The following is a 22881-nucleotide window of genomic DNA, read 5'->3' on the forward strand; positions in this document are numbered from 1 at the left end:
CGTGAGAGCATCCCTGCCTCACGGGGGCGGCGGGCCGCAGTCCGCCGTCCGTCACCGGCCCTGCGGAACGCGCCCCCCTCCGGAAGCCGACCGCCGTGAGGACTGCCGGAGGCAGTCCTCACCAGCCCACTCAGTCGACGGCCTTGACGGAGTGCCCGCCGAACTGGTTGCGGAGCGCTGCGACGGCCTTCATCGCGGGGGAGTCCTCCTGGCGGGAGACGAAGCGGGCGAAGATCGAGGCGCTGATCGTGGGCACCGGGACGGCGTTGTTGATGGCCTCCTCGATGGTCCAGCGGCCCTCGCCCGAGTCCTGCACGTAGCCCTCGATGTTCTTGAAGTCCGGGTCCTGCTCGAGGGCGCGGACGAGGAGCTCGAGCAGCCAGGAGCGCACGACCGTGCCGCGCTGCCACGCCTTGAAGGTGCCGGTGACGTCCTTGATGATGTCGCTGCGGGTCTCGAGCAGCTCGTAGCCCTCGGCGAACGCCTGCATCAGGGCGTACTCGATGCCGTTGTGGACCATCTTCGCGTAGTGGCCGGCGCCGACCTCGCCCACGTGGACGAAGCCCTCCTCGCGGGGGCCCTCCGGGCGCAGCGCGTCGAAGACGGGCATGGCGTACTCGACGAGCTCCTTCGGGCCGCCGACCATCAGGCCGTAGCCGTTCTGGAGTCCCCAGACGCCGCCTGAGACGCCCGCGTCGATGTAGTGGATGCCCTTGGGCTTCAGCAGCGCGTCGTGCTTGAAGTCCTCGGTGAAGCGGGAGTTGCCGCCGTCGATGACGAGGTCGCCCTCGCTGAGCTTCTCCGACAGGTCCTTGACGACCGCGTCGGTGATCTCGCCGGCCGGCACCATCACCCAGACGATGCGGGGCGAGGGGAGTGCGGCGATCATCTCGTCGAGAGAGGCCGCGTCCGAGACGTCGGGATTGCGGTCGTAGCCGGTGACCTCGAGCCCCTTGGAGCGGAGGCGGGAGCGCATGTTGTCGCCCATCTTGCCGAGGCCGACGAGTCCGATGTGCATGGTGAACCTTCCTGGATTCGTTGTCCGGCGGGCGGGCGCTCGTCGGGAGCGGGGCGGTCGCGGCTCTGCGATCCGGGGAGTGGTCAGCGCAGCAGCAGGTTGGGCTGGAGCAGGTAGCGGTAGCTGTCGCTGCCGGGCTGCTCCCGCGAGGTCTGCGCGGTGATCAGGACGGGGCCGGGCTTGTTGGGGTTCTCGGTCTTCGTGAACGCGATGCGCACGAACTCCGAGTGGACGGCAGCGAGGCCGTCGAGCAGGAACTGCGGCTTGAGCGAGACGACCACGTCGTCGCCGGTCACGATCGCGTCGATGCTCTCGGACGCCTGCGCCTGCTCCGAGCCGATGGCCTCGAGGGTGAGGCCGTCGCTGCTGAAGCTGAAGCGGAGGGCCGCCTCGCGCTCGAGCACGAGCGAGACGCGGCGGGTGGCCTCGATGAGGTCGCTGGTCGACATGACCGCGTAGTTCTCGACGGAGGCGGGGAAGAGGCGCTTCACGGGCGGGAAGTTGCCCTTGATCAGCAGCGACGTGACGGTCTTGCGGTCCGCGGTGAAGGCGATCAGCTCGCGCTCGTCGCGGTTGGTGATCGCGACGGAGACGGTGCCGGAGTGGCCGAAGGTCTTGCCGACCTCCTGCAGCGTGCGCGCGGGCACGAGGGCGGTGAGCGGCTGGGTGGGCGCGGGGTTGTCCCCGTTGTCCCAGTCGATCTCGCGGACGGCGACGCGGTAGCGGTCCGTCGCGACGAGGCCGATCGTGTTCTCGGTGATCTCGAGCTGCACGCCGGTGATGACGGGGGTCACGTCGTCGCGGGAGGCGGCGACCGCCACCTGCGAGACGGCGGCCGCGAAGGCGTCGGCCGGGACGAGGCCGGTGGAGGCGTCGATCTCGGGGATGCTCGGGTACTCCTCCACGGGCATCTGCAGGAGCGTGAAGTGCGCCGAGCCGGCCGAGACCGAGACGCGCGACTCCTCCGTGGCGATGCGCACGGGAGCGTTGGGGAGGCGGTTCGCGATGTCGGCGAGCAGACGGCCCGAGACGAGCACGGTCCCCGTCTCCTCCACATCGGCCGCGATCTGCGTCTGCGCGGACACCTCGTAGTCGAAGGAGGACAGCGTCAGACCCTCGGCGGTCGCCTCGATGAGGACTCCGGAGAGGATCGGCAGGGTCGTGCGCTGCGGAAGCAGCTTGACCGCGAAGGACACCGCCTCGCTGAAGACATCGCGGTTGGCTTGGAACCTCACGAGTACACCCCTGACGAGTCGCGGACGAAGACCGTCGCCCATCGTACCCGCCGGGCTCGACGAGCTCGGAAGGGGGTGGACCGCCGAGCACTCCCGAGCCGCTGTGGAGAGGTTGCCGGTCGAGGCTTCATTAAAGAGAGAACTGCGTTAACAGTGTTAACACGTGTGGAAACTGTGGAAAACGCTTCGGACCCCTACTCCTGGGTGGGATCGGAGGGACCCGCCCCTGTGGAGGGAGTGTGAGCGGGCCCGTGGACGCCCTGTGGAGGGATCCGAGCCGACCGGTCGCCCTCCACAGGCGGGCTCTCCCGGCGCACAGTCCCGAGGCGGTTGTCCACAGTTATCCACAGGTTCCTCACACTGTGGAAATCGGCCCTCCGGGGTGCGCGAGGCGGCGTGTCCGAGGCGCGCGCGGAAGGTCCGAGGAGTCCGTCGACGACTTCTCCGGTCACGACGGAGACCGTCGAGGGCAGCTGCCGCCGTCCGAGCGGCCCGGAAGACAGTGCGCGCTCCCTCTCCCCCGCGTTGCCCTCCGGGCCAACGCACGGCGGATCGACACCGTCCGATCGCACGCCGGCCGCTCAGCCGCTCACCCGGACCCCTTGAGCACGTGCGGTTCATGCTGGTCGAGTAGCCGCAGCGCGGCGTATCGAGACCCCCGCCAGCGCCTTCGTCTGATCTCGACGCGCGCCGACACCGACGTCCTGCTGCTCGCGCCGCGATCCCCGTCGCCTCCGCCTCCCCTCACACGAGGAGAGGGGAGCGACTACCCGACCACCGCGCACGGACGCCGATGGACCCCGGGGCACGCCACCCGCGACAGGCGGTCCCGGGGACCGCACGACTGCCGGCTAGCGGTTCGTCTTGATGCGGGTGGTCAGCTCGGTGACCTGGTTGTAGATGCTGCGGCGCTCCTTCATGAGCTCCGAGATCTTCTTGTTCGCGTACATGACCGTGGTGTGGTCGCGGTTGCCGAACAGCTGGCCGATCTTGGGCAGCGAGAGGTTCGTCAGCTCGCGGCACAGGTACATGGCGATCTGGCGCGCGGTGGCGACGGCCTGCGAGCGCGACGAGCCGTAGAGGTCGTCGACCGTGAGCTTGAAGTAGTCCGCGGTGTGGTTGATGATGTCGACCGGCGAGATGACGTTGTCCTCGTCGAGCGTGATCAGGTCCTTCAGCACGGTCTGCACGAGCGACATGTCGACCGGCGTCCGGTTCAGGCTCGCGAACGCGGTGACGCGGATGAGCGTCCCCTCGAGCTCGCGGATGTTGCTCGACACCTTCGACGCCATGAACTCGAGGATGTCGTCGGGCACGAGCAGCTTCTCGCTGACCGCCTTCTTGCGGAGGATCGCGATGCGGGTCTCGAGGTCGGGAGCCTGCACATCGGTGATGAGGCCCCACTCGAAGCGCGAGCGCATCCGGTCCTCGAAGCCGGTCAGTGCCTTCGGCGGCAGATCGGACGTGATCACGACCTGCTTGTTGTGGTCGTGCAGCTGGTTGAAGGTGTGGAAGAACGCCTCCTGGGTCTCCGCCTTCCCCTGCAGGAACTGGATGTCGTCGATCAGGAGGATGTCGACGTTGCGGTAGCGGCCGTGGAAGGCGTTGCCCCGGTTGTTCGCGATCGAGTTGATGAAGTCGTTCGTGAACTCCTCGCTCGAGACGTACCGCACGCGGATCCCCGGGTAGAGGCTCATCGCGTAGTGGCCGATGGCGTGGAGGAGGTGCGTCTTGCCGAGCCCGGAGTCGCCGTAGACGAAGAGCGGGTTGTAGGCCTTGGCGGGAGCCTCGGCGACGGCGACGGCCGCGGCGTGCGCGAACCGGTTGGAGCCTCCGATGACGAAGTTGTCGAAGCTGTACTTCGGGTTCAGCCGGGTGTCGGTCGCCGGCACGGTCCGCAGCTCCTCGACCCCGCGGGTCGGCGCGACCGTCGCCGAGGAGGCGGTGATCGGCTCGAACGGGTTCATCGACTCCTGCGACGACGGGGAGCTGAGGGGCTCGTGCTCGATGTCGGGGTTCACCACGAAGGCGAACGTCGTGACGCCGAAGGAGTCGTCGAGCGTCCCGATCGCGCTGAGCAGGGGCACGCGCACGCGCTGCTCGAGCATCCCGCGGGTGAACTCGTTCGGGACCTCCAGGTAGAAGGTGCCCGCCATGATGCCCTTGGGCTCCACGAGCGAGACGAACCCGTAGAGGGGAGCGGTGATCCGCTCGTCCTGGGACAGTGCGCCGAGGATCACGTTCCACGCGTCGACCATCGACGTGTCGTCTGCCATCTGTCTCCGGTCCTGGGTGCTGTCGCTGTGAAGTCGCTGCGGGATCGCCGTCTCCGCCGGACCCGTCGCCGCCCGCTGCAGGGGCGTCGCGGACCGGGCGCGGAGCCGGGTCTCGAGTGCCGCTCTCTCCACAGGGTTGTCCACCGGCCTCGAGCGATGCCTGTGCGGGCGCGGGAGGACGCGGATCCCACCTGTGGATAACTGCGGCTCAACACCGTAACGAACGGAGCCGACGGGAGACAAATCCACCACAGCGACACCCGCGTGTCAATGCGCGGAACCCCGTGTCCCGTGTGCATGATCGAGGTTTCGCGCCGTCCACATTTGACCGGTGGCGGAACAGGCCGTAGTTTAAATCAGTTGACGCCTGCCCGGTGTCGTCCGTGCGGCCCTCGCAGGCCGAGCGGATTCCGCAGCCGGGCACCCCTTCTTCCCGGAGGATCCGAGTCTCCGCCCGAGCGGGCGGTGCCGGTTCGCGCCGCGGAACACGTACGTGGAGATCTGATTATGAGCAAGCGAACCTTCCAGCCGAACAACCGTCGTCGCGCCAAGGTGCACGGCTTCCGTCTGCGCATGCGCACCCGTGCCGGCCGCGGCATCCTCAGCGCCCGCCGCGCCAAGGGGCGCACCGAGCTCTCCGCCTAGCAGCGAGCGGTACCGACCAGCGGTGCTGGCCAGAGCCAATCGCATCGTCCACGGAGGCGAGTACCGGACAGTCGTCCGTCGCGGTGTGCGGTCCACAGGACCGCACACCGTCACGTATGTCCGCCGGTCCTCCGCGGGCGATCCGGCGCGGTTCGGGTTCATCGTCGCCAAGACGGTCGGCACCGCGGTGACGCGCAACACCGTCCGCCGCCGGCTCAAGGCCGTGGCGTTCGAGCTCGTCCCCGAGATCGACCCCGGCACCCAGGTCGTCGTCCGAGCGCTGCCCGGCAGCGCCGACGCCCCCTGGTCGGAGCTGCGCTCCGAGGTGTGGTCCGCGATGGCGCGAGCCGCGCGGAAGAGCGGGGCGTCCTCGTGACCGCCGTGCTCCCCCGCCGCGAGGCGCCGCTCGCCCGGCTCGGGTGGGCGATCCTCCTGCTGCCGCGGAACATCGGCGTCCTGCTCCTGATCGTCTACCGGGCAGTCGTGTCCCCTCTCTACGGGGACGTCTGCCGTTACTACCCCTCGTGCTCCGCGTACGCGCTCCAGGCGGTCCAGCTCCACGGGCTCGTCCTCGGCTCCGTCCTCGCGGCCCGCCGTCTGCTCCGCTGCCACCCGTGGGCGGCCGGCGGCATCGACGACGTCCCGACCTCGATCCCCCTGCACCGACCGGCTTCCGGCCGGACCCGCTTCGCCGTGACGCGAGCCGGGTTCGTCGTGGGCCCTCGAAAGGACTGACCCCACTCCATGGACCTCCTCGGCACGATCCTCTGGCCCCTCAAGTGGGTGGTCGAGCTGCTCCTCGTCGCCTTCCACCAGCTGCTGACCTTCACCGGCATGGAGGCGGCCGCGGGAATCACCTGGGTCCTCTCGATCGTCGGCCTGGTCATCGTCATCCGCGCCGCGCTCATCCCGATCTTCGTCAAGCAGATCAAGAGCCAGCGCCGGATGCTCGAGGTCGCACCCCAGCTCAAGAAGATCCAGGACAAGTACAAGGGCAAGCGCGACCAGCTGTCCCGCGAGGCGATGTCCCGCGAGACCATGGAGCTCTACAAGAAGACGGGCACCAACCCGCTCGCCTCCTGCCTGCCCCTGCTGATCCAGATGCCGATCTTCTTCAGCTTGTTCTCGGTGCTGAACGCGGCGCAGCACAGCCAGAAGGGCGTGGGCCCGCTCGACGAGACGCTCGCCCGCCAGTTCGGCGAGGCGAACCTCTTCGGCGTCGCACCGCTGCACCAGTCGATCCAGGGCGCACTCGCCGAGGGCGGCCAGGAGCCGGTCATCATCATCGCGGTGATCATGGTCGTCCTGATGACCGCGTCGCAGTTCATCACGCAGCTGCAGATCGTCTCGAAGAACATGTCGCCCGAGGCGAAGGCCTCGCCGACGTTCAAGCAGCAGCGGATCCTGCTCTACATCCTCCCCCTCGTCTTCGCCTTCTCGGGCTTCGCCTTCCCCCTCGGCGTGATGTTCTACTGGCTGACCTCGAACATCTGGACGATGATCCAGCAGTTCATCGTCATCCGGAACATGCCGACCCCGGGCAGCGAGGCCGCCAAGGCCCGCGAGGAGCGCCTGCGCCGCAAGGGCAAGCTGGTCGAGGAGACCACGGCCGCCGGCGACGTCACCCTCGTCGAGAAGAAGGCCGTGCAGCGCACGCAGCCCGTGAGCAAGAACCGCTCCAAGAAGCAAGCCGGAAAGAAGTAGAGCCGCCATGACCGATCCGATGCAGACCATCATCGACGACGCGTCCGCACCCGCGGACGTGGACGCGTCCGCCGTCGACGAGGCGCCCGAGTCCACGCTCTCGCAGCTCGAGGACGAGGGCGACGTCGCCGCCGACTACATCGAGGAGTTCCTCGACATCTGCGACCTCGACGGCGACATCGACATCGAGGTCCGCAACGGCCGCGCCTACCTCTCGGTCACCGCCTCCGGCGACACGAACCTCCGGGTGCTCTCCCGCCCCGACGCCGTCCAGGCACTGCAGGAGCTGACGCGCCTGGCGGTCCAGACGAAGACCGGCGCGTTCTCCCGCCTCATCCTCGACATCGGCGGCTCCCGCGACGCCCGCGAGGCTGAGCTCGCCCAGCTGGTCGACCGCGCGATCGAGCGGATCGAGGACGGCGCCACGTCGGCCTCGCTCCCGCCCATGTCGTCGTACGAGCGCAAGCTGGTCCACGACATGGTGGGCGAGCGCGGCTTCGTGTCGGAGTCGCGCGGCGAGGCGCGCGAGCGCCACACCGTCATCACCCGCGGCTGAACGGCGTGGAGTCGACCCTCGAGGCCGAGCCCGCAGCCGCTGCGGCGATCGCCGGCGACCGCCTGCCCCTCCTGCGGCGGTTCACGGAGGCTCTCGCCGACCAGGGTGAGGAGCGCGGCCTGATCGGGCCCTTGGAGCTCCCCCGTCTCTGGACGCGGCACGTGCTCAACAGCGCCCTGGTGGCCCCTCTCCTGCGTCCGGGACTGGTGGGTGATGTCGGCAGTGGCGCGGGCCTTCCCGGGCTCGTCCTGGCCATCGTGCGGCCCGACGTCCGCTTCGTGCTCATCGAGCCGATGGAGCGTCGCGTCGTCTGGCTTCAGGAGCAGGTGGACGGACTCGGACTCGAGAATGCCTCAGTTCTTCGAGCCCGTGCCGAAGAGGTGGAGCTCGCGGAGCCTCTCGACCAGGTGACCGCTCGGGCGGTCAGCGCCCTCTCGAAGCTGATCCCGCTGACCGCGCCGCTGCTGCGGCCCGGAGGCGAGCTGGTCCTGCTGAAGGGCATCAACGCCGAGAAGGAGATCGAGGCGGCGGCCAAGCAGATCCGTCGTTTCCGGCTCTCCCCGCCCGAGGTCGTCGTGCTCGGCGACGGCGTGCTCTCCGAGGTGACGAGGGTCGTCCGGGCTACAGTGGGTTGATCGCCACGACGCCGCAGTGAGCCCCCGACTCCTCGTCCGTCGACTCCTCGGTGCTGATGTCCGTCCCACTCGCTGAGCGAAGGTTTCACGTGAAACAAACCGATTCCGCCGGTCTGACCGGAGGCTTCGATTCCTCGACTCCCCTGGCCCGGGAGATCGCGGACATGACCCGTCGGCGCGCACTGCTGAACGCCCAGCCGCTGCCCAAGCCCGAGTCGACGCGCGTCATCACGATCTCGAACCAGAAGGGCGGCGTCGGCAAGACGACGACGACCGTCAACCTCGCCGCCGGGCTCGCCCGCGGTGAGGCGAAGGTGCTCGTCATCGACCTCGATCCGCAGGGCAACGCGTCGACGGCCCTGGGCATCGAGCACCGCGCCGAGACGGCCAGCGTGTACGACGTGATCGTCAACGACACTCCCCTCGCGGACGTCGTGCAGAAGAGCCCGGAGTTCGCCTCGCTCTACGGTGTGCCGGCGACCATCCACTTGGCCGGCGCCGAGATCGAGCTGGTCTCGCTCGTCGCACGCGAGCAGCGTCTCCGCCGTGCGCTCGACCGCATGCTCGACACCATGGACGAGCCGTTCGACTACGTCTTCATCGACTGCCCGCCGTCGCTCGGTCTGCTGACCATCAACGCGTTCGTCGCCGCTCGCGAGGTGCTCATCCCGATTCAGTGCGAGTACTACGCGCTCGAGGGGCTCAGCCAGCTGCTCAAGAACATCGACTTGATCGAGCGGCACCTCAATCCGAACCTCGGTGTCTCGACGATCCTTCTGACGATGTACGACGGCCGCACGAACCTCTCCCAGCAGGTGGCAGCGGATGTCCGAGAGCACTTCCCGAAGGAGGTGCTGCGCGCGGTGATCCCGCGCAACGTGAGGATCTCGGAGGCGCCGAGCTACGGACAGAGCGTGATCAGCTACGACCCGCAGTCGTCCGGTTCGCTGGCGTATCTGGAGGCGGCCGCCGAGATCGCACGACGCGGAGCTCGGAAGACACCCGAGACGGCACACGAAGGAGAGGCACGCTGATGGCGACCAAGCGAACGGGACTCGGCCGGGGGATCGGCTCGCTCATCCCGACGAGCGACGAGTCGCGCTCCCGGCCCGTCGACGTCTTCTTCCCTGATCAGGTCGGCGATTCGGCCCGTGCCGAGGAGCTCCTCGAGGTCCCCGGAGCGCGCTTGGCGCGACTCCCCCTCGCCGACATCACCCCCAACACGGCGCAGCCGCGGTCGGTGTTCGACGAGGACGACCTCGCGGAACTCGTCCACAGCATCCGCGAGTTCGGAGTGCTGCAGCCGATCGTCGTCCGGCCCGTGACGGCTCGCGGCGGAGCGAAGTACGAGCTCGTCATGGGTGAGCGCCGGTTCCGCGCCTCGAAGGCCGCGGGACTGACCACCATCCCCGCGGTCGTCAAGGACACGGCCGACGAGAACATGCTCCGCGACGCGCTGCTGGAGAACCTGCACCGCGCCGACCTCAACCCGCTCGAGGAGGCGTCCGCCTACCAGCAGCTCCTCAGCGACTTCGGGATCACCCAGGAGGCCCTGGCGACGCGGCTCGGACGTTCGCGGCCGCAGATCTCGAACACGCTCCGTCTCCTGCGGCTCCCGGCCGATGTGCAGGCCCGCGTCGCTGCCGGCGTCCTGACCGCAGGACACGCGCGTGCGGTTCTGTCCCTCGACGACGTCGAGATGATGCGCCGCCTGGCCGACAAGATCGTCAACGAGGACCTGTCCGTCCGCGCCGCCGAGGCCGCCGCGGCGCAGATGAAGGCGCCGCGGACGACCACGCGTCCCGTGGTGGAGGAGCAGGGCGGGCACTCCGGACACCTCTCCTCCATCGCGGATCACCTCGGCGACCGGTTGAACACGCGCGTCAAGGTCACCCTGGGCGCACGTAAGGGCCAGATGGTCATCGACTTCGCCACCATCCAGGACTTGAACCGCATCCTCGCCGAGATCGGGGAGCCGACTGAGGTGTCGCTCGCTCCGTAGTGGCCGGCCTAGTGGCCGCCACTGATTCGCCGTGCGGCTGGAATGCGCGTGCTCGCGTTGTGTTCTTGGCCGCAATCGCCGATGTGGCGGTATCCGCTCCCCTCGTCGGCACCGCGATCACAGGAATCGGTACGCTTGAGGCGGCCTACGAAATGCCTTGTGAGCTGTGCATTCTCGGCCGTCGCCATCTCTCTGATTGATGAGCCCTTGTGACCGGCACAGTCTGATGAAGTGGCCCCAGGTTCTGCGGGGCCCTGCTGACTCCGGGCCTGGTCGAGAATACGGCTGGTATAGCCGAACGGCGACGATCGCCGGGTATCTGGGGCATTGATCTCTGGATAGAGCAGCTCACGATGCGCCTATATGGCGGTTGAGTAGTCGTGGAGCGCCGGATCTAGGGTTGGCTGAGTTCAGACCTCGTTGACCTCCGGAGTTCATGTCGCTTTCGGTGACTCGCTGGCGGGCGCAGGACGGGTGCCTGGGTGGGTCGTACTCGGTGGCGCTCTCCGCTGCCCAGGGCGACGTCATGGTCGCCGGGGTTCCCGTGCGGAGTGTTTCACGTGAAACATTCCTACGTGGGCCGCTGAGATGAGGACCCCCTCGGCTGTCCGTGCATCCCAAGTCGCCGGTGAGGAGCGCTTCCTGGTCCTCCAGAAATTGGCCGGCGGGGGGGGCAAGTTAGACGAAATGAAGTATCGCTTCGTTCTCGCGGATCGACGCGGATGTGATAAGTGGGTTCGCCGAGGTTTGACGGAGGACCCCGTCGGCGGTCGCCCCCGGAGAGCACTGAAAGAGACGATGGAAGGGCCGTTTCACGTGAAACGGTGCGCTCTAGGGCGGCCTAGCCATCGAAGAGCTACGAGCTTGTCATGTAGGAGGGGAGGCCCTAATCGGCTCGACTCGCTCCAACGGGCGCAACATTTCGGATCGAAGTTCCTCAACGGCTGCGGAAGCGTTTCACGTGAAACGCCCCTGCCGAGAACATTGGACGCCCATTCGGATCATCGTGGGACCGACTTCGACCGCAATGCTCGAAAGAGATTGCTCGCCTGACCAGCGGGATAGAGACACCACCCCCCGAGGCGAAGGTGAAGTCGGAGAACCAAGCTAAAGGGGTCCCTTCGGGCCGTGGGTCTCGGTAGGTCGCGTTGTGGCTACTCGACCAGCACGGCGACGGGTGCCTGGTGTCGATCAGCGTCGATCGACCATGTTGTGTCTCCCCAGAGATGGCGCGGGTGGCGATCGTGGTGAGCCTCGATTCGAGGCACTACTGCTCTTCACCGGTATGTCTGCGGATATGGCCAGACAGTGGGCGTGGACACATCGCTCCAGGCGACGCCCACCAGGTACCCACTGGGGGTGGCCGGGTCTCGATACGCGGCAATGCGTCTACTCGACCAGCATTACGACGAGGACCAGGTGGCGATGGATGCCCGTGGGCCTGGTCCATTCCTGGTGGGTTTAGCGCGGCGAGGGGGTCTCAACAAGCCGATCTACGGATACTCGACCGGCGCGGCGATGGATGTCTGGCGTTGTGGGAGTCGAGGCGCGGCCTCGGCTTCCCTCGAGTCGGCACTACTGGTCTGCTGATGAAGACCAAGACACGTTGTTGGGCGGCTACTCGACCCATGTCATAGGAGAAGGGGGCGATCGCGTGTCTCGATATGCCGCGATCCGGCTACTCGTCTGGCATGGTTTCGCGCACTTGTTCAAAGCGCTGGAGCCTCGCGACCAGGAGCGGACGCGCAGCGGACCGTTTCACGTGAAACGGTATGGAGTCAGGAGGCTGCGAGCTTCGCGAGGGTGGAGTAGACGTCGCCGAGGTAGCGGCCGGATGCCTCGATGGCCTGGGGAACGAGTGAGGTCTCGGTCATTCCGGGAAGGACGTTCGCGTCGAAGAACCAGGGGAGTCCGGCGTCGTCGATGATGAAGTCGAGCCGCGACAGGTGGCGGAGTCCCAGCAGTTCGTGGATAGCAACGGCCACGCGGGACACCTCCTCCGTGATCTCCGGCGAGATCCGTGCCGGCGTGTAGAAGTGCGTCTCCCCCGCGTTGTAGCGCGCCTCGAAGGTGTACTGGCCCGCGACGGGTGCGATCTCGACGGGCGGCAGGGCGAAAGGACCGTCACCGAGGTCGAGAACACCGACGGAGACCTCGGTCCCCTGGATCTGCTGTTCGATGAGCACGACGTCGCCGTAGGTGTACGCCTCGACCATCGCTCGCGGGAGCTGCGACGACTCCGTCACGATGCTGACGCCCTGGGCCGAACCGCCCTGAGCGGGCTTCACCACGAGGGAGCCCGGCAGGTGCGCCTCGACCTGCTCCAGGATCCCGGCGGCTCCGAGCTCGCGGAAGGTCTCGCGGGGGAGGGTGACGGAGCGCGGGGTCGAGAAGCCCGCGCGAGCGACGAGCGTCTTCGCGGTCGGCTTGAACCAGGCCAGGCGCGCCGCGTCCGTCTGCGAGCCGACGTAGGCGAAGCCAGCCGCCTCGAGGAGCCCGAGGAGCGCACCGTCCTCACCGCTCGCCCCGTGCACCGCGGGCCAGACGACGTCGGGACGCTTCTGCAGCAGCGTCGAGAGGAGGCCGGCGTCCGGTTCGTGCAGGGAGACGCGGTGGCCCATCGCGGAGAGACGATCCGCCACGCGACGGCCCGACCGCAAGGAGACGTCGCGCTCGTGGCTGATGCCACCGCTGATGACGACGATGTCGAGTGTACGGTCGAGCACAGAGAAATCGGTCATGACCAGGGCTTTCTTATCGAAGGAGCGGTGTCAGGAGACGTTCGGCGGCAGGACGGCGTCACGCTTGCTCGCGTCGGCGCTGCTCAGCCGGCCCGTGCCCGCGAAGGTCGACAGCAGATCGAGCTCTCCGTTGATGACCGTGGCGAGGCGGCGGATGCCGTCACCGATGCGCTCCGGTGTCGGGTAGCAGAACGAGAGGCGGATGTTCTGACGTCCGTCTCCGTTACCGTAGAACGCGGTACCCGGCGTGTACGCGACGAGCTCCTTCACTGCGCGCGGCAGCATCGCCTTGGAGTCGAGCTCCTCGGGCAGCGTGACCCAGACGTAGAAGCCGCCGTTCGGGTTCGTCCAGCTGAGGCCGGGCAGATGGGTCTGCAGGCCCTTCAGCATCGCCTCCTTCCGCTCGCGGTAGACGCCCCGGAAGGTGTCGATCTGTCCGCGCCAGTCGGCCGTCTCGAGGTACTTCGAGATGACCAGCTGGCTGAAGGACGACGGACTGAGGACGGCCGCCTCGTTGGCGAGGATCAGCCGCTCGCGGATCGCATGCGGAGCGAGAGCCCAGCCCACTCGGAAGCCGGGAGCGAGCGTCTTCGAGAACGTGCCGAGGTAGATCACCCCGTCCTCCTCCAGCGAGCGCATCGCCTTCGGCGGGACGTCCTCGAAGTAGAGGAGGCCGTACGGGTTGTCCTCGAGCACGAGGATTCCCTCGGACTTGCAGATCTCGAGGATCTCAACGCGGCGCTCCCAGCTGAGGGTCACGCCCGCGGGGTTGTGGAAGGTGGGGATCGTGTACAGGAACTTGATCGTCTTGCCGGCGGCGCGCACGCGGGCGATGTGCTCGCGGAGGGCGGCGGGGATGAGCCCGTGCTCGTCCATCGGGACGTGCTCGACCTCGGCCTGGTACGACCGGAAGATGACCATCGCCGTGACGTAGCTGGGGCCCTCGGAGAGGACGACGTCCCCCGGGTCCAGGAAGAGCTTCGAGACGAGCTCCAGGGCGTGCTGAGAGCCCGTGGTGACCACGATGTCGTCCGCGCTGGCGGAGATGCCTTCGAGGGCCATGACATCGAGGATCTGCTCGCGGAGGACGGGGACGCCCTGGCCCGACCCGTACTGCAGCGCGACGGGTCCCTGCTCCCGCATCACGGTGTCGATGGCGCCGGTCACCAGGTCCTGGGGGAGCGCGGACACGAACGGCATGCCGCCGGCGAGCGAGACCACTTCGGGGCGTGACGCGACGGCGAACAGGGCTCGGACCTCGCTGGCGGCGAGACCGGCCGTGCGCTCCGCGTAGGAGTTGTACCAGGGGTCGAGGTTGGTGCCGCGGTTGGTCACGATGGTTCCGCTTCGCTCGGTGGACAGGGTCTCTCCGGCCGGAGCCGGGTGGATCCACAGTACCGGCCGGTCCTGTGCTGCGGCGGGGCGGTCGGGCGCCACCGCAGGGAGCGTGGCCTGCCCCCGAGCAGGGCTGTTTCACGTGAAACAGCCCCGGGAACGAGGAGAGCCCCCGTCACGACGTGACAGGGGCTCTCAGAGACCGCACGGGCGGTCAGGGGTGCGAACTCAGAGGAACGCGGCCAGGTCGGCCTCGAGGGCCGGCTTCGGCTTGGCGCCGATGACGGTCTTCACGACCTCGCCCTTCTGGTAGACCTTCATCGCCGGGATCGACGTGATCTGGTACTTCGCGGCGGTCTGCGGGTTCTCGTCGACGTTCAGCTTGACGATCTCGATCTTGTCGCCGTGCTCGGCCGAGATCTGGTCGAGGATCGGTGCGACCATGCGGCAGGGGCCGCACCACTCGGCCCAGAAGTCGACCAGGACGGTCTTCTCGGAGTCGAGGACGTCGGACTGGAACGATGCGTCGGTGACGCTCTTCGCGGTGGACATGGTGTTCTCTCCTTCACGAGTCGGCGGGCTGCCGGCTCCGATGTGCGATGACCGGACGGTCAGCGGGTGATGAGCTCGGCCCGGGGTGAGCCTTCGGTGTGGGCGGTGCCATCGGCGAGCGAAGCGAGGTAGTGCTCCGCGTCGAGGGCGGCGACCGTTCCGGATGCCGCGGCGGTGACGGCCTGACGGTAGGTCGGGTCGATCACGTCGCCGGCGGCGAAGACGCCGGGAACGGAGGTCTGGGAGGAGCGGCCGACCACCGAGATGGTGCCCTCGGTGGTGAGGTCGAGCTTGCCGTGCACGACGTGCGTGCGCGGGTCGTTGCCGATCGCGATGAACAGGCCGTCGAGGTCGAGGTGGGACTCGGTGCCGTCGACCGTGTCGCGCAGCTTCACGCCGTCGACGTGGTTCTCGCCGGTGATGCCGGTGACCTCGGCGTTCCAGATGAACTCGATCCTCTCGTTGTCGAAGGCGCGCTTCTGCATGACCTTCGAGGCGCGGAGCGAGTCCTTGCGGTGGATCACGTAGACCTTCGCGGCGTGCTTGGTGAGGAAGGTCGCCTCCTCCATGGCGGAGTCGCCACCGCCGACGACGGCGATGGTCTTGCCCTTGAAGAAGAAGCCGTCGCAGGTGGCACACCACGAGACACCGTGTCCCGACAGGCGGTCCTCGTCGTGGAGGCCCAGCTTGCGGTACGCGGATCCGGTCGCGACGACGACGGTCTTCGCCTCGATGCTCTCGCCGGAGCCGAGGTGGACGGTCTTGACCTCGCCCTCGAGATCGAGGGAGGTGACGTCGTCGTAGAAGGTCTCGGCGCCGAACTTCTCGGCCTGCGCCTGCATCGAGGTCATCAGCTCGGGGCCGAGGACGCCGTCGGGGAAGCCGGGGAAGTTCTCGACGTCCGTCGTGTTCATCAGGTCGCCGCCGATCTCGACCGACGAGGCCACGACCACCGGGTGCAGTTCGGCGCGCGCCGCGTAGATGGCGGCGGTCCAGCCGGCGGGGCCGGATCCGATGATGACGATGTCGCGCACGGCAACTCCTCGGGGTCTGTACGAGCGGTGACGGGTGGGGCGGGAGCCGAGCACCCGGAGCCGGTCGCTCGAATCGTTCCGCGGCTCCGTGGGCTACAACACATCCTAGGCGGGCACTATTCCGCGGGCCCGGTAGTGCCGGTCGTGCCACGCGCCGCTCGATGCAGCAGCCCAGGAAATGCAATCTGACCGGGTTTTTACCGGAGCAGCATCAGCGGCCCAGTCGGCGGAGCACCGGAGCGAGGACGGCGCGCAGCTCCGGCACCCGGAGGAACCAGAGGACCGCGAAGTAGACGAGCGCCATCACGGTGCCGATCGCGGCCATCGAGAGCAGCGGCTCCACGTAGTTCGAGACGGCGAAACCGCCCGCGCGCGTGCCGCCGAGGGCGACGAGGACGCCGTAGCCGGCGGCGGCGGAGGGCACCGCGGCGAGGACGAACTGCGCGAGCCTGACGAGGATCCGCCTGCCTCCGCGGCCGCCGAGCCGGCGGCGCAGGAGGAGGGCCGCCACGAGGGCCTGCACGCAGATGCCGAGCGAGGTCGCAGCGGCGATGCCGACAGCGGTGCGGTCGGCGGGGAGCCGGAGCACGATCAGGTACCCGGCGACCGCCACGACGACCTGCACCAGGGTGAACAGGAACGGCCGCGCTCCGTCGCTCAGGGCGTAGAACGCGCGCTGCATGATGGCGATCGAGGAGAACAGCGGCAGGGCGATCACGTAGGCCATGGCGATCGCTCCGATGGCCTGCGCGTCCGCGTACGAGTCGGTGAAGACGGAGCCGAACGGCACTGCGACCACGACGATCGCGGCGGCGGCGAAGACGAGCATCATGAGCACCAGGCGGAGCGAGGTGGAGACGTCCGAGCGGAACTCCTTCATCTCCCCCCGTGCGGTGTGGCCGCTCATCTTGGTGAAGTAGGCCATGGCGATCGAGATCGCGATGACCGAGTGGGGCAGCATGAAGATCAGCCACGCCTTCTGCAGCGCCGCGGCCGAGGGCCCCTCGCCGGACGCGGTGGAGGAGACCTGGCTCTCGACGATGCCGGCGACGATGGTCAGCAGCACCGTGGCGAACGACCACAGCGACATCCGCCCGGCCGTGCCGAGGCCGACGCCCCGGAAGCGGAAGTCGGGGCGGTAGCTGAGGCCGACCCTCCGCCAGAAGAGCATCAGGAACAGCGACTGGACGACGATGCCCAGCGTCGCGCTCCCGCCGAGGAGGGTGACCATCGCCGGGGACCACGAGTCGACCGGACGGTTCCCCTCCGGATCGGCGCCGAACAGCACCATGAAGGCGACGAGCCCGGCGATCACCACGACGTTGTTCAGCACGGGCGCCCAGGTGAAGGGGCCGAACGAGCCGCGGGCGTTGAGCACCTCGCCGAGGATCGTGAACAGGCCGTAGAAGAAGACCTGCGGCAGGCACCAGAACGCGAAGGCGACGGCCAGCTGGTACTGCTCCGGTCCGTAGCCGGGCGCGTAGAGGCGCACGAGCAGGGGAGCGAGGACCGTGGCGGCGATCGTGGTCACCAGGAGCAGGCCGAGCGCCAGGGTCAGCAGGCGGTTGATGTAGCCGCGGCCGCCGTCGGCGTCGAGGCCCGCCCGCACGATCTGCGGGACGAGGACGGCGTTCAGAGCGCCGCCCGCGATGATCGAGTAGATCGTGTTGGGCAGCAGGTTCGCCGTCGTGAAGGCGTCCGCGCCCGGCGCGACCGCGGCTCCGATCGTGTTCGCCATGACGATCGACATGACGAAGCCGAGGATCCGCGAGACCATCGTGCCGGAGGCGAGGACGGCGCTCGCGCGTCCGAGGGAGAAGCTAGCCACGCGGGTCCGATCGCTGGTCGTCGAGGTCGGGCTGGACCTCGAGCACGGCGTTCGGGTCCTCCTCGTCCTCTGGGGTGTCGCCTCGACGGCGACGGCGGATGTTGCGGAGGATGCCGGCTCCGAAGACGACGACGAGCGCGATCCCGATGACCAGGGTGCCGACGGTCTCCCAGTCGGCGCGGACGCTGGTCGTCATGCCCGTGGGGGTGCCGATGGGGACGCCCTGCGCCGAGGTCAGCTGCAGGCCGAGGCTCGTCTCGCCGTTGCCGACCCGGGCTTTCACGGGGATGAGGACGCGGCCCTGCGAGCGGGCGTCGATCTCGGTGGTCTCGATCGCCTCCTCGTCGATGTCGAGGACGGCGTTCGAGGTCGAGGCCTGGATGCGGACGGCGATCGGCCAGGGGAGCTCGTTGCGGACGTACACGGGGATGCTCGAGTCGCGGGAGACCTGCAGGATGCTGCCGGTCGCGTCGATCGACACCAGCGAGAGCGTCCGGTCGGCCTCGGTCATGGCCGCGCCGACGGCGTCGCCCCAGCCGCTGCCGTCTCCGCGCCAGGTCACCGAGAGCAGCGCCAGCACGTCGTTGCGGCTCTTGCCCGAGAGCAGCTCCGGCTCCTGCAGCACGGAGGAGAACGCCTCGACCTCGGAGCCGGCGTCGAGCAGGTCGCGCACCCGGTCGAGCCGCGACTCCGACTCCGGCGAGTCGACGACGCTCGCGCCCTCGGTCGCGGGGACGGCGAGGGCGGTGGAGAGGGCGACTCCGCGGGCCCAGGGCAGCGACTCGATCGCGTCGAGGGTCTCGGAGAGACGCGCGGCGCCGATCGCCGAGCCGCGGCCGAGGGTGAGCACGACGTCCGGCGCGGTCCCCTCCTCCTGCACCTCGGCGAGATCGGTGGCGATCTCGGACATGCGGGCGCGCCACTCGGTGTCGTCGGTGGCGGTGGCGGCCGCGTCGAACGCCTCGGTGAGGCGCGAGTCGGCCACGACCAGGTCCGAGTCGCCGACGGTGGCGCGCGAGGTCGTGGTCACCTCCTCCGGCAGCAGGAGACCGGAGGAGGGGACGACCGTGCGGTTCATGCCGCTGGCCGCGTATACGTCGAGGTCCGACCCGCGGAGGGTGCCCTCGTCGGGCCAGGCGACGCTGCCGAGGGAGGTGCTCCAGTCGGAGGCGAGCAGCGACTCGGTGCTCGGACGCGCCGGCAGGTCCTCGGCCGGCTGGTCGGAGTCGACGGCGACCGTGGGCGCCGGGCTGGCGGTGCCGGGGACCGCGGCGAAGCGGGTGTCGTCGATCGCGTACTCGAAGGAGGTGGGAGAGAGGAGCGCGGAGAGCCCGGCCTGCGCCTGGGCCGAGACGTCGGCGTCGGCGTACGGCAGGGCGAAGCGCTCGTTCGGCACGGACTGCAGCCGGTCGAGCCAGTCGAGGGCGGACTCCGGAGCGGCGCTGCCGAGAATGCGGATCGAAGCGAGGATGCGCGGGTCGACCCCGATCGTGACGCCCTTCCCCGCGACCGCGTCGAGCTGCCGGGTGAGGGTCCCCGTGCCGTCGGTGTAGTCGGCGAGGGCCTCGGCCGAGAGCAGGCCGTCGGCCGTGTCCGGGACGGTGAGCGGGACGAGGACGCTGACGCCGGTCTCGCGCTCCGGGGCCACCGCGTCGTCGGTCAGCTCGACGGCGGTGCGAGCGGTCGAGACGACACCACCCGGACCGGTTACCGTAACGAGGACGGCGTGGGTGCCGAGCGCGGTCCGGTCGTTGGAGAAGGGGATCTGGTCGACCGGCACGGTGAGGCCGGCCTCGGCGGTGCTGGAGGGCAGCAGGCGCAGCTGGGCGGTCGCACGGACCGGGTCGGTGTCGTTGTCGGCCTCGGCGTCGAGCCAGTCGTGCAGCTCCGCGCGGGTGTCGAGGGTGGCGTAGGAGAGGGCGACCGTCACGTCGGCGCTGTCGATCGCCTCGGTGGTGCCGTTGCGCACGGCGATCGAGAGCTCGAGGTCCTGGCCGGGCCGCAGGACGCCGTCACTGCCGGCCCCGGCGGTCGTGGTGACGGTGCCGGGAGCGGGCGTCGAGGTCGCCGTCGCGGCGGCGACCGGGGCCGCGAGGGCGGGGGAGGCCACGCCGGTCAGGCCGAGCGCGAGGGCGGCAGCACCTGCCGAGCGGAGCAGGAGGAGGGCCGCCCGCGAGCGGCGGGAGCGGAGGGAGGGGTCGCGCCGATGCATCGGACTCACTCGGCCTCCATGCGGGTGATTCTACGGGCAGCCCTCCTCGGGGCAGGCGGTGCGTCCGCTGTGCAGGCGGTTCCCCCGCGTAACCCCCTGGCACGGTCACCCGCTGCCGGGACACCCCCCGCCACTAGGATCGTGCGAATGCACAGCGTCCAGACCGCTCTCGAGACCCTCCGCGCGCTCGCGGGGACGCCCACGGTGACGCGGCTGGCGGAGGCGTTCGCAGCCCAGGGCCACGAGCTCGCGCTGGTCGGCGGCCCGGTCCGCGACGCCTTCCTCGGCCACGGCGTGCACGACCTCGACTTCACCACCTCCGCACGCCCCGACGACATCGTGCGGATCGTCGCTCCGATCGCCGAGGCGCACTGGGACATCGGCCGGGCCTTCGGCACGATCGGCGCTCGCGTGGCCGGCGAGACGGTCGAGATCACGACCTACCGCAGCGACAGCTACGACGGGGTGAGCCGCAAGCCCGAGGTCGAGTTCGGCGACTCGCTCGAGGGCGACCTGGTGCGGCGCGACTTCACGGTCAACGCGATGGCGCTGCGGCTCCCGGAGGTCGTCCTCGTCGATCCCTCGGGAGGAGTGGAGGACCTGCTCGCCGGCCGGCTGCGCACCCCCTCCCCCGCCGACCTCTCCTTCGGCGACGATCCGCTCCGGATGCTCCGCGGCGCGCGCTTCACCTCGCAGCTCGGCTTCCGCACCACCGACGAGGTCGAGTGGGCGATGGCCGAGCTCGCCGGCCGGATCGACGACGTCTCGGCGGAGCGCGTGCAGGAGGAGCTGCGGAAGCTCCTCGCGACCGCCTCGCCCCGAGCCGGCCTGGAGCTGCTCGTCGACACCGGTCTGGCCGTTCGCTTCCTCCCGGAGCTGCCCGCGCTGCGCCTGGAGCAGGACGAGCACCACCACCACAAGGACGTCTACACCCACAGCCTCACCGTGCTGGAGCAGGCGATCGCGCTGGAGGAGTCGCGGCACCCCGGAGCCGCGCCCGACGTCGTGCTGCGGCTCGCCGCCCTCCTGCACGACATCGGCAAGCCGGCCACGCGGCGGCTCGAGCCGGCCGGAGCGGTGAGCTTCCACCACCACGACCTGGTCGGCTCCAAGCTCGCGATCAAGCGGATGCGCGCGCTGAAGTTCGACAACCAGACGACGAAGGACGTGGCCCGCCTCATCGAGCTGCACCTGCGCTTCTTCGGGTACACGGACGGCGCGTGGACCGACTCCGCGGTGCGCCGCTACGTGACCGACGCCGGGCCCCTGCTCGAGCGGCTGCACATCCTCACCCGCGCCGACGTGACCACGCGCAACCGCCGCAAGGCCGACCGGCTCGCGCACGCCTACGACGACCTCGAGGCGCGCATCGCGGAGCTCGCCGAGAAGGAGGAGCTCGCCTCCAAGCGCCCCGACCTCGACGGCACGCGGATCATGGAGATCCTCGGCCTCGCCCCGGGCCCCGAGGTCGGGCAGGCGTACCGGTTCCTGCTGGAGCTGCGGCTCGAGGAGGGTCCGCTCGGCGAGGAGGTCGCGACGCAGCGGCTCCGCGAATGGTGGGCGTCGCGCTGAGGCGCTGAGCCGGGCCCCGTGCTCGCCTCGCCCTGCGCCCGGGATGGTGCGCCTCGAGCGGATCCGTCCGGCGCGTCGCGGCGGTCCTGTTGTAGTCTGTACAGGTTGTCCACGACCAGACGCACTCGCGTCCGCGGGAGTGGGCAGATGCTACATACCCTCCTGTCACGGAAATACCGTGGCCGTTCAGTCCGAAGGAGGTGGGTTAGTGACGCATCAGTACGAGATCATGGTCATCCTGGACCCCGAGATCGATGAGCGCACCGTCGCTCCGAGTCTCGACAAGTTCCTCAACGTCATCCGCACCGATGGTGGATCCATCGACAAGGTCGACGTCTGGGGCCGCCGTCGTCTGGCGTACGAGATCAACAAGAAGTCCGAGGGCATCTACGCCGTCGTCGACTTCACGTCGACCTCCGCCGCAGCGAACGAGCTCGACCGTCAGCTGAAGCTGTCCGAGGCCGTCATGCGCACCAAGGTGCTGCGGGCCGAAGAGGGCATCGCCCAGGTCGCGGCCGCCGCGAAGCTCGCCGACGAGAAGGCCGCCCGCAAGGCTGCCAAGGCCTCGGCCGCTCCCAAGGCGTAGCGCTCATGGCCGGCGAGACGATCATCACCGTGGTGGGGAACCTCACCGCCGACCCCGAGCTGCGCTACACGCAGGGCGGGCTCGCGGTCGCGAACTTCACCATCGCCTCCACGCCGCGCACCTTCGACCGTCAGGCGAACGACTGGAAGGACGGCGAAGCGCTGTTCCTCCGCGCCTCCGTCTGGCGCGAGTTCGCCGAGAACGTCGCAGGAACGCTGACCAAGGGCAGCCGCGTCATCGCGACCGGCCGCCTGAAGCAGCGCTCCTACGAGACGAAGGAAGGCGAGAAGCGCACCAGCATCGAGCTCGAGATCGACGAGATCGGGCCCTCGCTGCGCTACGCGACCGCGCAGGTCACGCGCGCCTCCGGTGGAGGCGGACGCGGCCAGGCCGGTGGCGGCCAGGGCAACGGCGGTCAGATCGGCGGCGGCCAGGGCGGCTTCGGCGGCGGCGGTCAGGGGGGCTCCGGCAACGCCGGCGGCAACCGTGGCGGTCAGGCCGAGGAGCCGTGGGCGCCGAGCGCTCCCGCCGGTGGCGACGTGTGGAGCACGCCGGGCAGCTACAACGACGAGACGCCGTTCTGAGCCTCGGCTCGGACGCTCTCCTCACCTGAATCACGCCTCCCCCGCACCGCGATCGCTCGCGGCGGGGCAGGGGCGAACCAGAATCTAAGGAAACCACTATGGCTGGAAAGAGCAGCGGCGACCGCCGCAAGCCGATCCGCGGCAAGGGCGCGAAGAACGCGGCCCCCGCGAAGTCGGTCCGCGTGGGTGTCATCGACTACAAGGACGTCGCGACCCTCCGCAAGTTCATCTCGGAGCGCGGGAAGATCCGCGCCCGTCGTATCACCGGCGTCTCCGTACAGGAGCAGCGCCTCATCGCCCGTGCCGTCAAGAACGCCCGCGAGATGGCGCTCCTGCCCTACGCCGGCAGCGGAAGGTAGGTAACGG

The 22881-nt window shown here is 69.1% G+C and carries 21 protein-coding genes; 12 read left to right on the plus strand and 9 right to left on the minus strand.

Features of this window, described 5'->3' with window-relative positions:
* Positions 1-130 precede the first annotated feature (130 nt).
* The 3 genes from gnd to dnaA form a co-directional block, all read right to left on the minus strand.
* Positions 131-1018, minus strand: a complete 888-nt coding sequence (gene gnd, locus C5C10_RS02385) for a phosphogluconate dehydrogenase (NAD(+)-dependent, decarboxylating) (RefSeq protein ID WP_104222677.1) — start codon at positions 1016-1018, stop codon at positions 131-133.
* Between the two features lie 83 nt (positions 1019-1101).
* Positions 1102-2253, minus strand: coding sequence for a DNA polymerase III subunit beta (gene dnaN / locus C5C10_RS02390; RefSeq protein ID WP_104232992.1), 1152 nt, complete (start codon positions 2251-2253; stop codon positions 1102-1104).
* Positions 2254-3104: 851 nt separating this feature from the next.
* Complete coding sequence (dnaA, locus tag C5C10_RS02395; RefSeq protein ID WP_104225789.1) at positions 3105-4529, minus strand: chromosomal replication initiator protein DnaA; 1425 nt, start codon at positions 4527-4529, stop codon at positions 3105-3107.
* A 507-nt stretch (positions 4530-5036) separates the two neighbouring features.
* On the opposite strand from dnaA, the gene rpmH reads away from it, so the two are divergent.
* From rpmH to C5C10_RS02435, 8 genes are all read left to right on the plus strand, one after another.
* Positions 5037-5174, plus strand: a complete 138-nt coding sequence (rpmH, locus tag C5C10_RS02400) for a 50S ribosomal protein L34 (protein ID WP_055784512.1) — start codon at positions 5037-5039, stop codon at positions 5172-5174.
* Between the two features lie 22 nt (positions 5175-5196).
* A complete protein-coding gene (gene rnpA / locus C5C10_RS02405; protein ID WP_104222680.1) occupies positions 5197-5550 on the plus strand; it encodes a ribonuclease P protein component in 354 nt (117 codons plus the stop codon).
* A gap of 5 nt (positions 5551-5555) precedes the next feature.
* Positions 5556-5909 (plus strand): membrane protein insertion efficiency factor YidD, encoded by a 354-nt coding sequence (gene yidD / locus C5C10_RS02410; protein WP_244229684.1) that lies wholly within the window; start codon positions 5556-5558, stop codon positions 5907-5909.
* 9 nt (positions 5910-5918) lie between these two features.
* Entirely contained in the window at positions 5919-6878 is a 960-nt protein-coding gene (yidC, locus tag C5C10_RS02415; protein ID WP_104222681.1) for a membrane protein insertase YidC, read from the plus strand.
* A gap of 7 nt (positions 6879-6885) precedes the next feature.
* Complete coding sequence (locus C5C10_RS02420; protein WP_104328418.1) at positions 6886-7434, plus strand: R3H domain-containing nucleic acid-binding protein; 549 nt, start codon at positions 6886-6888, stop codon at positions 7432-7434.
* Positions 7435-7439: 5 nt separating this feature from the next.
* Positions 7440-8069: a 16S rRNA (guanine(527)-N(7))-methyltransferase RsmG gene (gene rsmG / locus C5C10_RS02425; RefSeq protein ID WP_181073370.1), complete on the plus strand. Its 630-nt coding sequence runs from the start codon at positions 7440-7442 to the stop codon at positions 8067-8069.
* Between the two features lie 164 nt (positions 8070-8233).
* Positions 8234-9103 (plus strand): ParA family protein, encoded by an 870-nt coding sequence (locus C5C10_RS02430; protein WP_104247021.1) that lies wholly within the window; start codon positions 8234-8236, stop codon positions 9101-9103.
* Positions 9103-10071, plus strand: coding sequence for a ParB/RepB/Spo0J family partition protein (locus C5C10_RS02435; RefSeq protein ID WP_104222684.1), 969 nt, complete (start codon positions 9103-9105; stop codon positions 10069-10071). Before C5C10_RS02430 ends, C5C10_RS02435 begins: the two co-directional genes overlap by 1 nt.
* 1778 nt (positions 10072-11849) lie before the next feature.
* Here C5C10_RS02435 and C5C10_RS02440 read toward each other — a convergent pair.
* From C5C10_RS02440 to C5C10_RS02465, 6 genes are all read right to left on the minus strand, one after another.
* A complete protein-coding gene (locus C5C10_RS02440; protein ID WP_104262573.1) occupies positions 11850-12812 on the minus strand; it encodes an ATP-grasp domain-containing protein in 963 nt (320 codons plus the stop codon).
* A gap of 30 nt (positions 12813-12842) precedes the next feature.
* Positions 12843-14147: a PLP-dependent aminotransferase family protein gene (locus C5C10_RS02445; RefSeq protein ID WP_104225793.1), complete on the minus strand. Its 1305-nt coding sequence runs from the start codon at positions 14145-14147 to the stop codon at positions 12843-12845.
* A 228-nt stretch (positions 14148-14375) separates the two neighbouring features.
* Positions 14376-14699 (minus strand): thioredoxin, encoded by a 324-nt coding sequence (gene trxA / locus C5C10_RS02450; protein WP_104222687.1) that lies wholly within the window; start codon positions 14697-14699, stop codon positions 14376-14378.
* Between the two features lie 59 nt (positions 14700-14758).
* On the minus strand, positions 14759-15733 hold the full coding sequence (gene trxB, locus C5C10_RS02455) for a thioredoxin-disulfide reductase (protein ID WP_104225794.1): 975 nt from the start codon (positions 15731-15733) through the stop codon (positions 14759-14761).
* A 211-nt stretch (positions 15734-15944) separates the two neighbouring features.
* Positions 15945-17561, minus strand: a complete 1617-nt coding sequence (gene murJ, locus C5C10_RS02460) for a murein biosynthesis integral membrane protein MurJ (protein WP_258059789.1) — start codon at positions 17559-17561, stop codon at positions 15945-15947.
* The gene (locus tag C5C10_RS02465; RefSeq protein WP_104328420.1) at positions 17554-19773 is read right to left on the minus strand and encodes a DUF6049 family protein; all 2220 of its coding nucleotides are present in this window, start codon (positions 19771-19773) and stop codon (positions 17554-17556) included. Before C5C10_RS02465 ends, murJ begins: the two co-directional genes overlap by 8 nt.
* Positions 19774-19920: 147 nt before the next feature.
* Here C5C10_RS02465 and C5C10_RS02470 point away from each other — a divergent pair, with 147 nt between their 5' ends.
* From C5C10_RS02470 to rpsR, 4 genes are all read left to right on the plus strand, one after another.
* Positions 19921-21345, plus strand: a complete 1425-nt coding sequence (locus C5C10_RS02470) for a CCA tRNA nucleotidyltransferase (protein ID WP_104328421.1) — start codon at positions 19921-19923, stop codon at positions 21343-21345.
* 208 nt (positions 21346-21553) lie between these two features.
* A complete protein-coding gene (rpsF, locus tag C5C10_RS02475) occupies positions 21554-21931 on the plus strand; it encodes a 30S ribosomal protein S6 (RefSeq protein ID WP_068207796.1) in 378 nt (125 codons plus the stop codon).
* Positions 21932-21936: 5 nt separating this feature from the next.
* The gene (locus tag C5C10_RS02480; protein WP_104222691.1) at positions 21937-22515 is read left to right on the plus strand and encodes a single-stranded DNA-binding protein; all 579 of its coding nucleotides are present in this window, start codon (positions 21937-21939) and stop codon (positions 22513-22515) included.
* Between the two features lie 98 nt (positions 22516-22613).
* Positions 22614-22874 carry a 30S ribosomal protein S18 gene (gene rpsR, locus C5C10_RS02485; protein WP_055784551.1) on the plus strand — a complete coding sequence of 87 codons (261 nt, stop codon included), beginning with the start codon at positions 22614-22616 and terminating at the stop codon, positions 22872-22874.
* The last annotated feature ends 7 nt before the right edge of the window (positions 22875-22881 follow it).

This window comes from Rathayibacter sp. AY1A3 (assembly GCF_002930975.1).
Taxonomy (GTDB): domain Bacteria; phylum Actinomycetota; class Actinomycetes; order Actinomycetales; family Microbacteriaceae; genus Rathayibacter.

Bases quoted from the DNA above. Each gene is read 5' to 3' on its own strand.
- gnd (WP_104222677.1), bottom strand. From the start codon at position 1,018: ATGCACATCGGACTCGTCGGCCTCGGCAAGATGGGCGACAACATGCGC.
- dnaA (WP_104225789.1), bottom strand. From the start codon at position 4,529: ATGGCAGACGACACGTCGATGGTCGACGCGTGGAACGTGATCCTCGGC.
- rpmH (WP_055784512.1), top strand. From the start codon at position 5,037: ATGAGCAAGCGAACCTTCCAGCCGAACAACCGTCGTCGCGCCAAGGTG.
- yidC (WP_104222681.1), top strand. From the start codon at position 5,919: ATGGACCTCCTCGGCACGATCCTCTGGCCCCTCAAGTGGGTGGTCGAG.
- C5C10_RS02420 (WP_104328418.1), top strand. From the start codon at position 6,886: ATGACCGATCCGATGCAGACCATCATCGACGACGCGTCCGCACCCGCG.
- C5C10_RS02430 (WP_104247021.1), top strand. From the start codon at position 8,234: ATGACCCGTCGGCGCGCACTGCTGAACGCCCAGCCGCTGCCCAAGCCC.
- C5C10_RS02435 (WP_104222684.1), top strand. From the start codon at position 9,103: ATGGCGACCAAGCGAACGGGACTCGGCCGGGGGATCGGCTCGCTCATC.
- C5C10_RS02440 (WP_104262573.1), bottom strand. From the start codon at position 12,812: ATGACCGATTTCTCTGTGCTCGACCGTACACTCGACATCGTCGTCATC.
- trxA (WP_104222687.1), bottom strand. From the start codon at position 14,699: ATGTCCACCGCGAAGAGCGTCACCGACGCATCGTTCCAGTCCGACGTC.
- C5C10_RS02465 (WP_104328420.1), bottom strand. From the start codon at position 19,773: ATGCATCGGCGCGACCCCTCCCTCCGCTCCCGCCGCTCGCGGGCGGCC.
- C5C10_RS02470 (WP_104328421.1), top strand. From the start codon at position 19,921: ATGCACAGCGTCCAGACCGCTCTCGAGACCCTCCGCGCGCTCGCGGGG.
- C5C10_RS02480 (WP_104222691.1), top strand. From the start codon at position 21,937: ATGGCCGGCGAGACGATCATCACCGTGGTGGGGAACCTCACCGCCGAC.
- rpsR (WP_055784551.1), top strand. From the start codon at position 22,614: ATGGCTGGAAAGAGCAGCGGCGACCGCCGCAAGCCGATCCGCGGCAAG.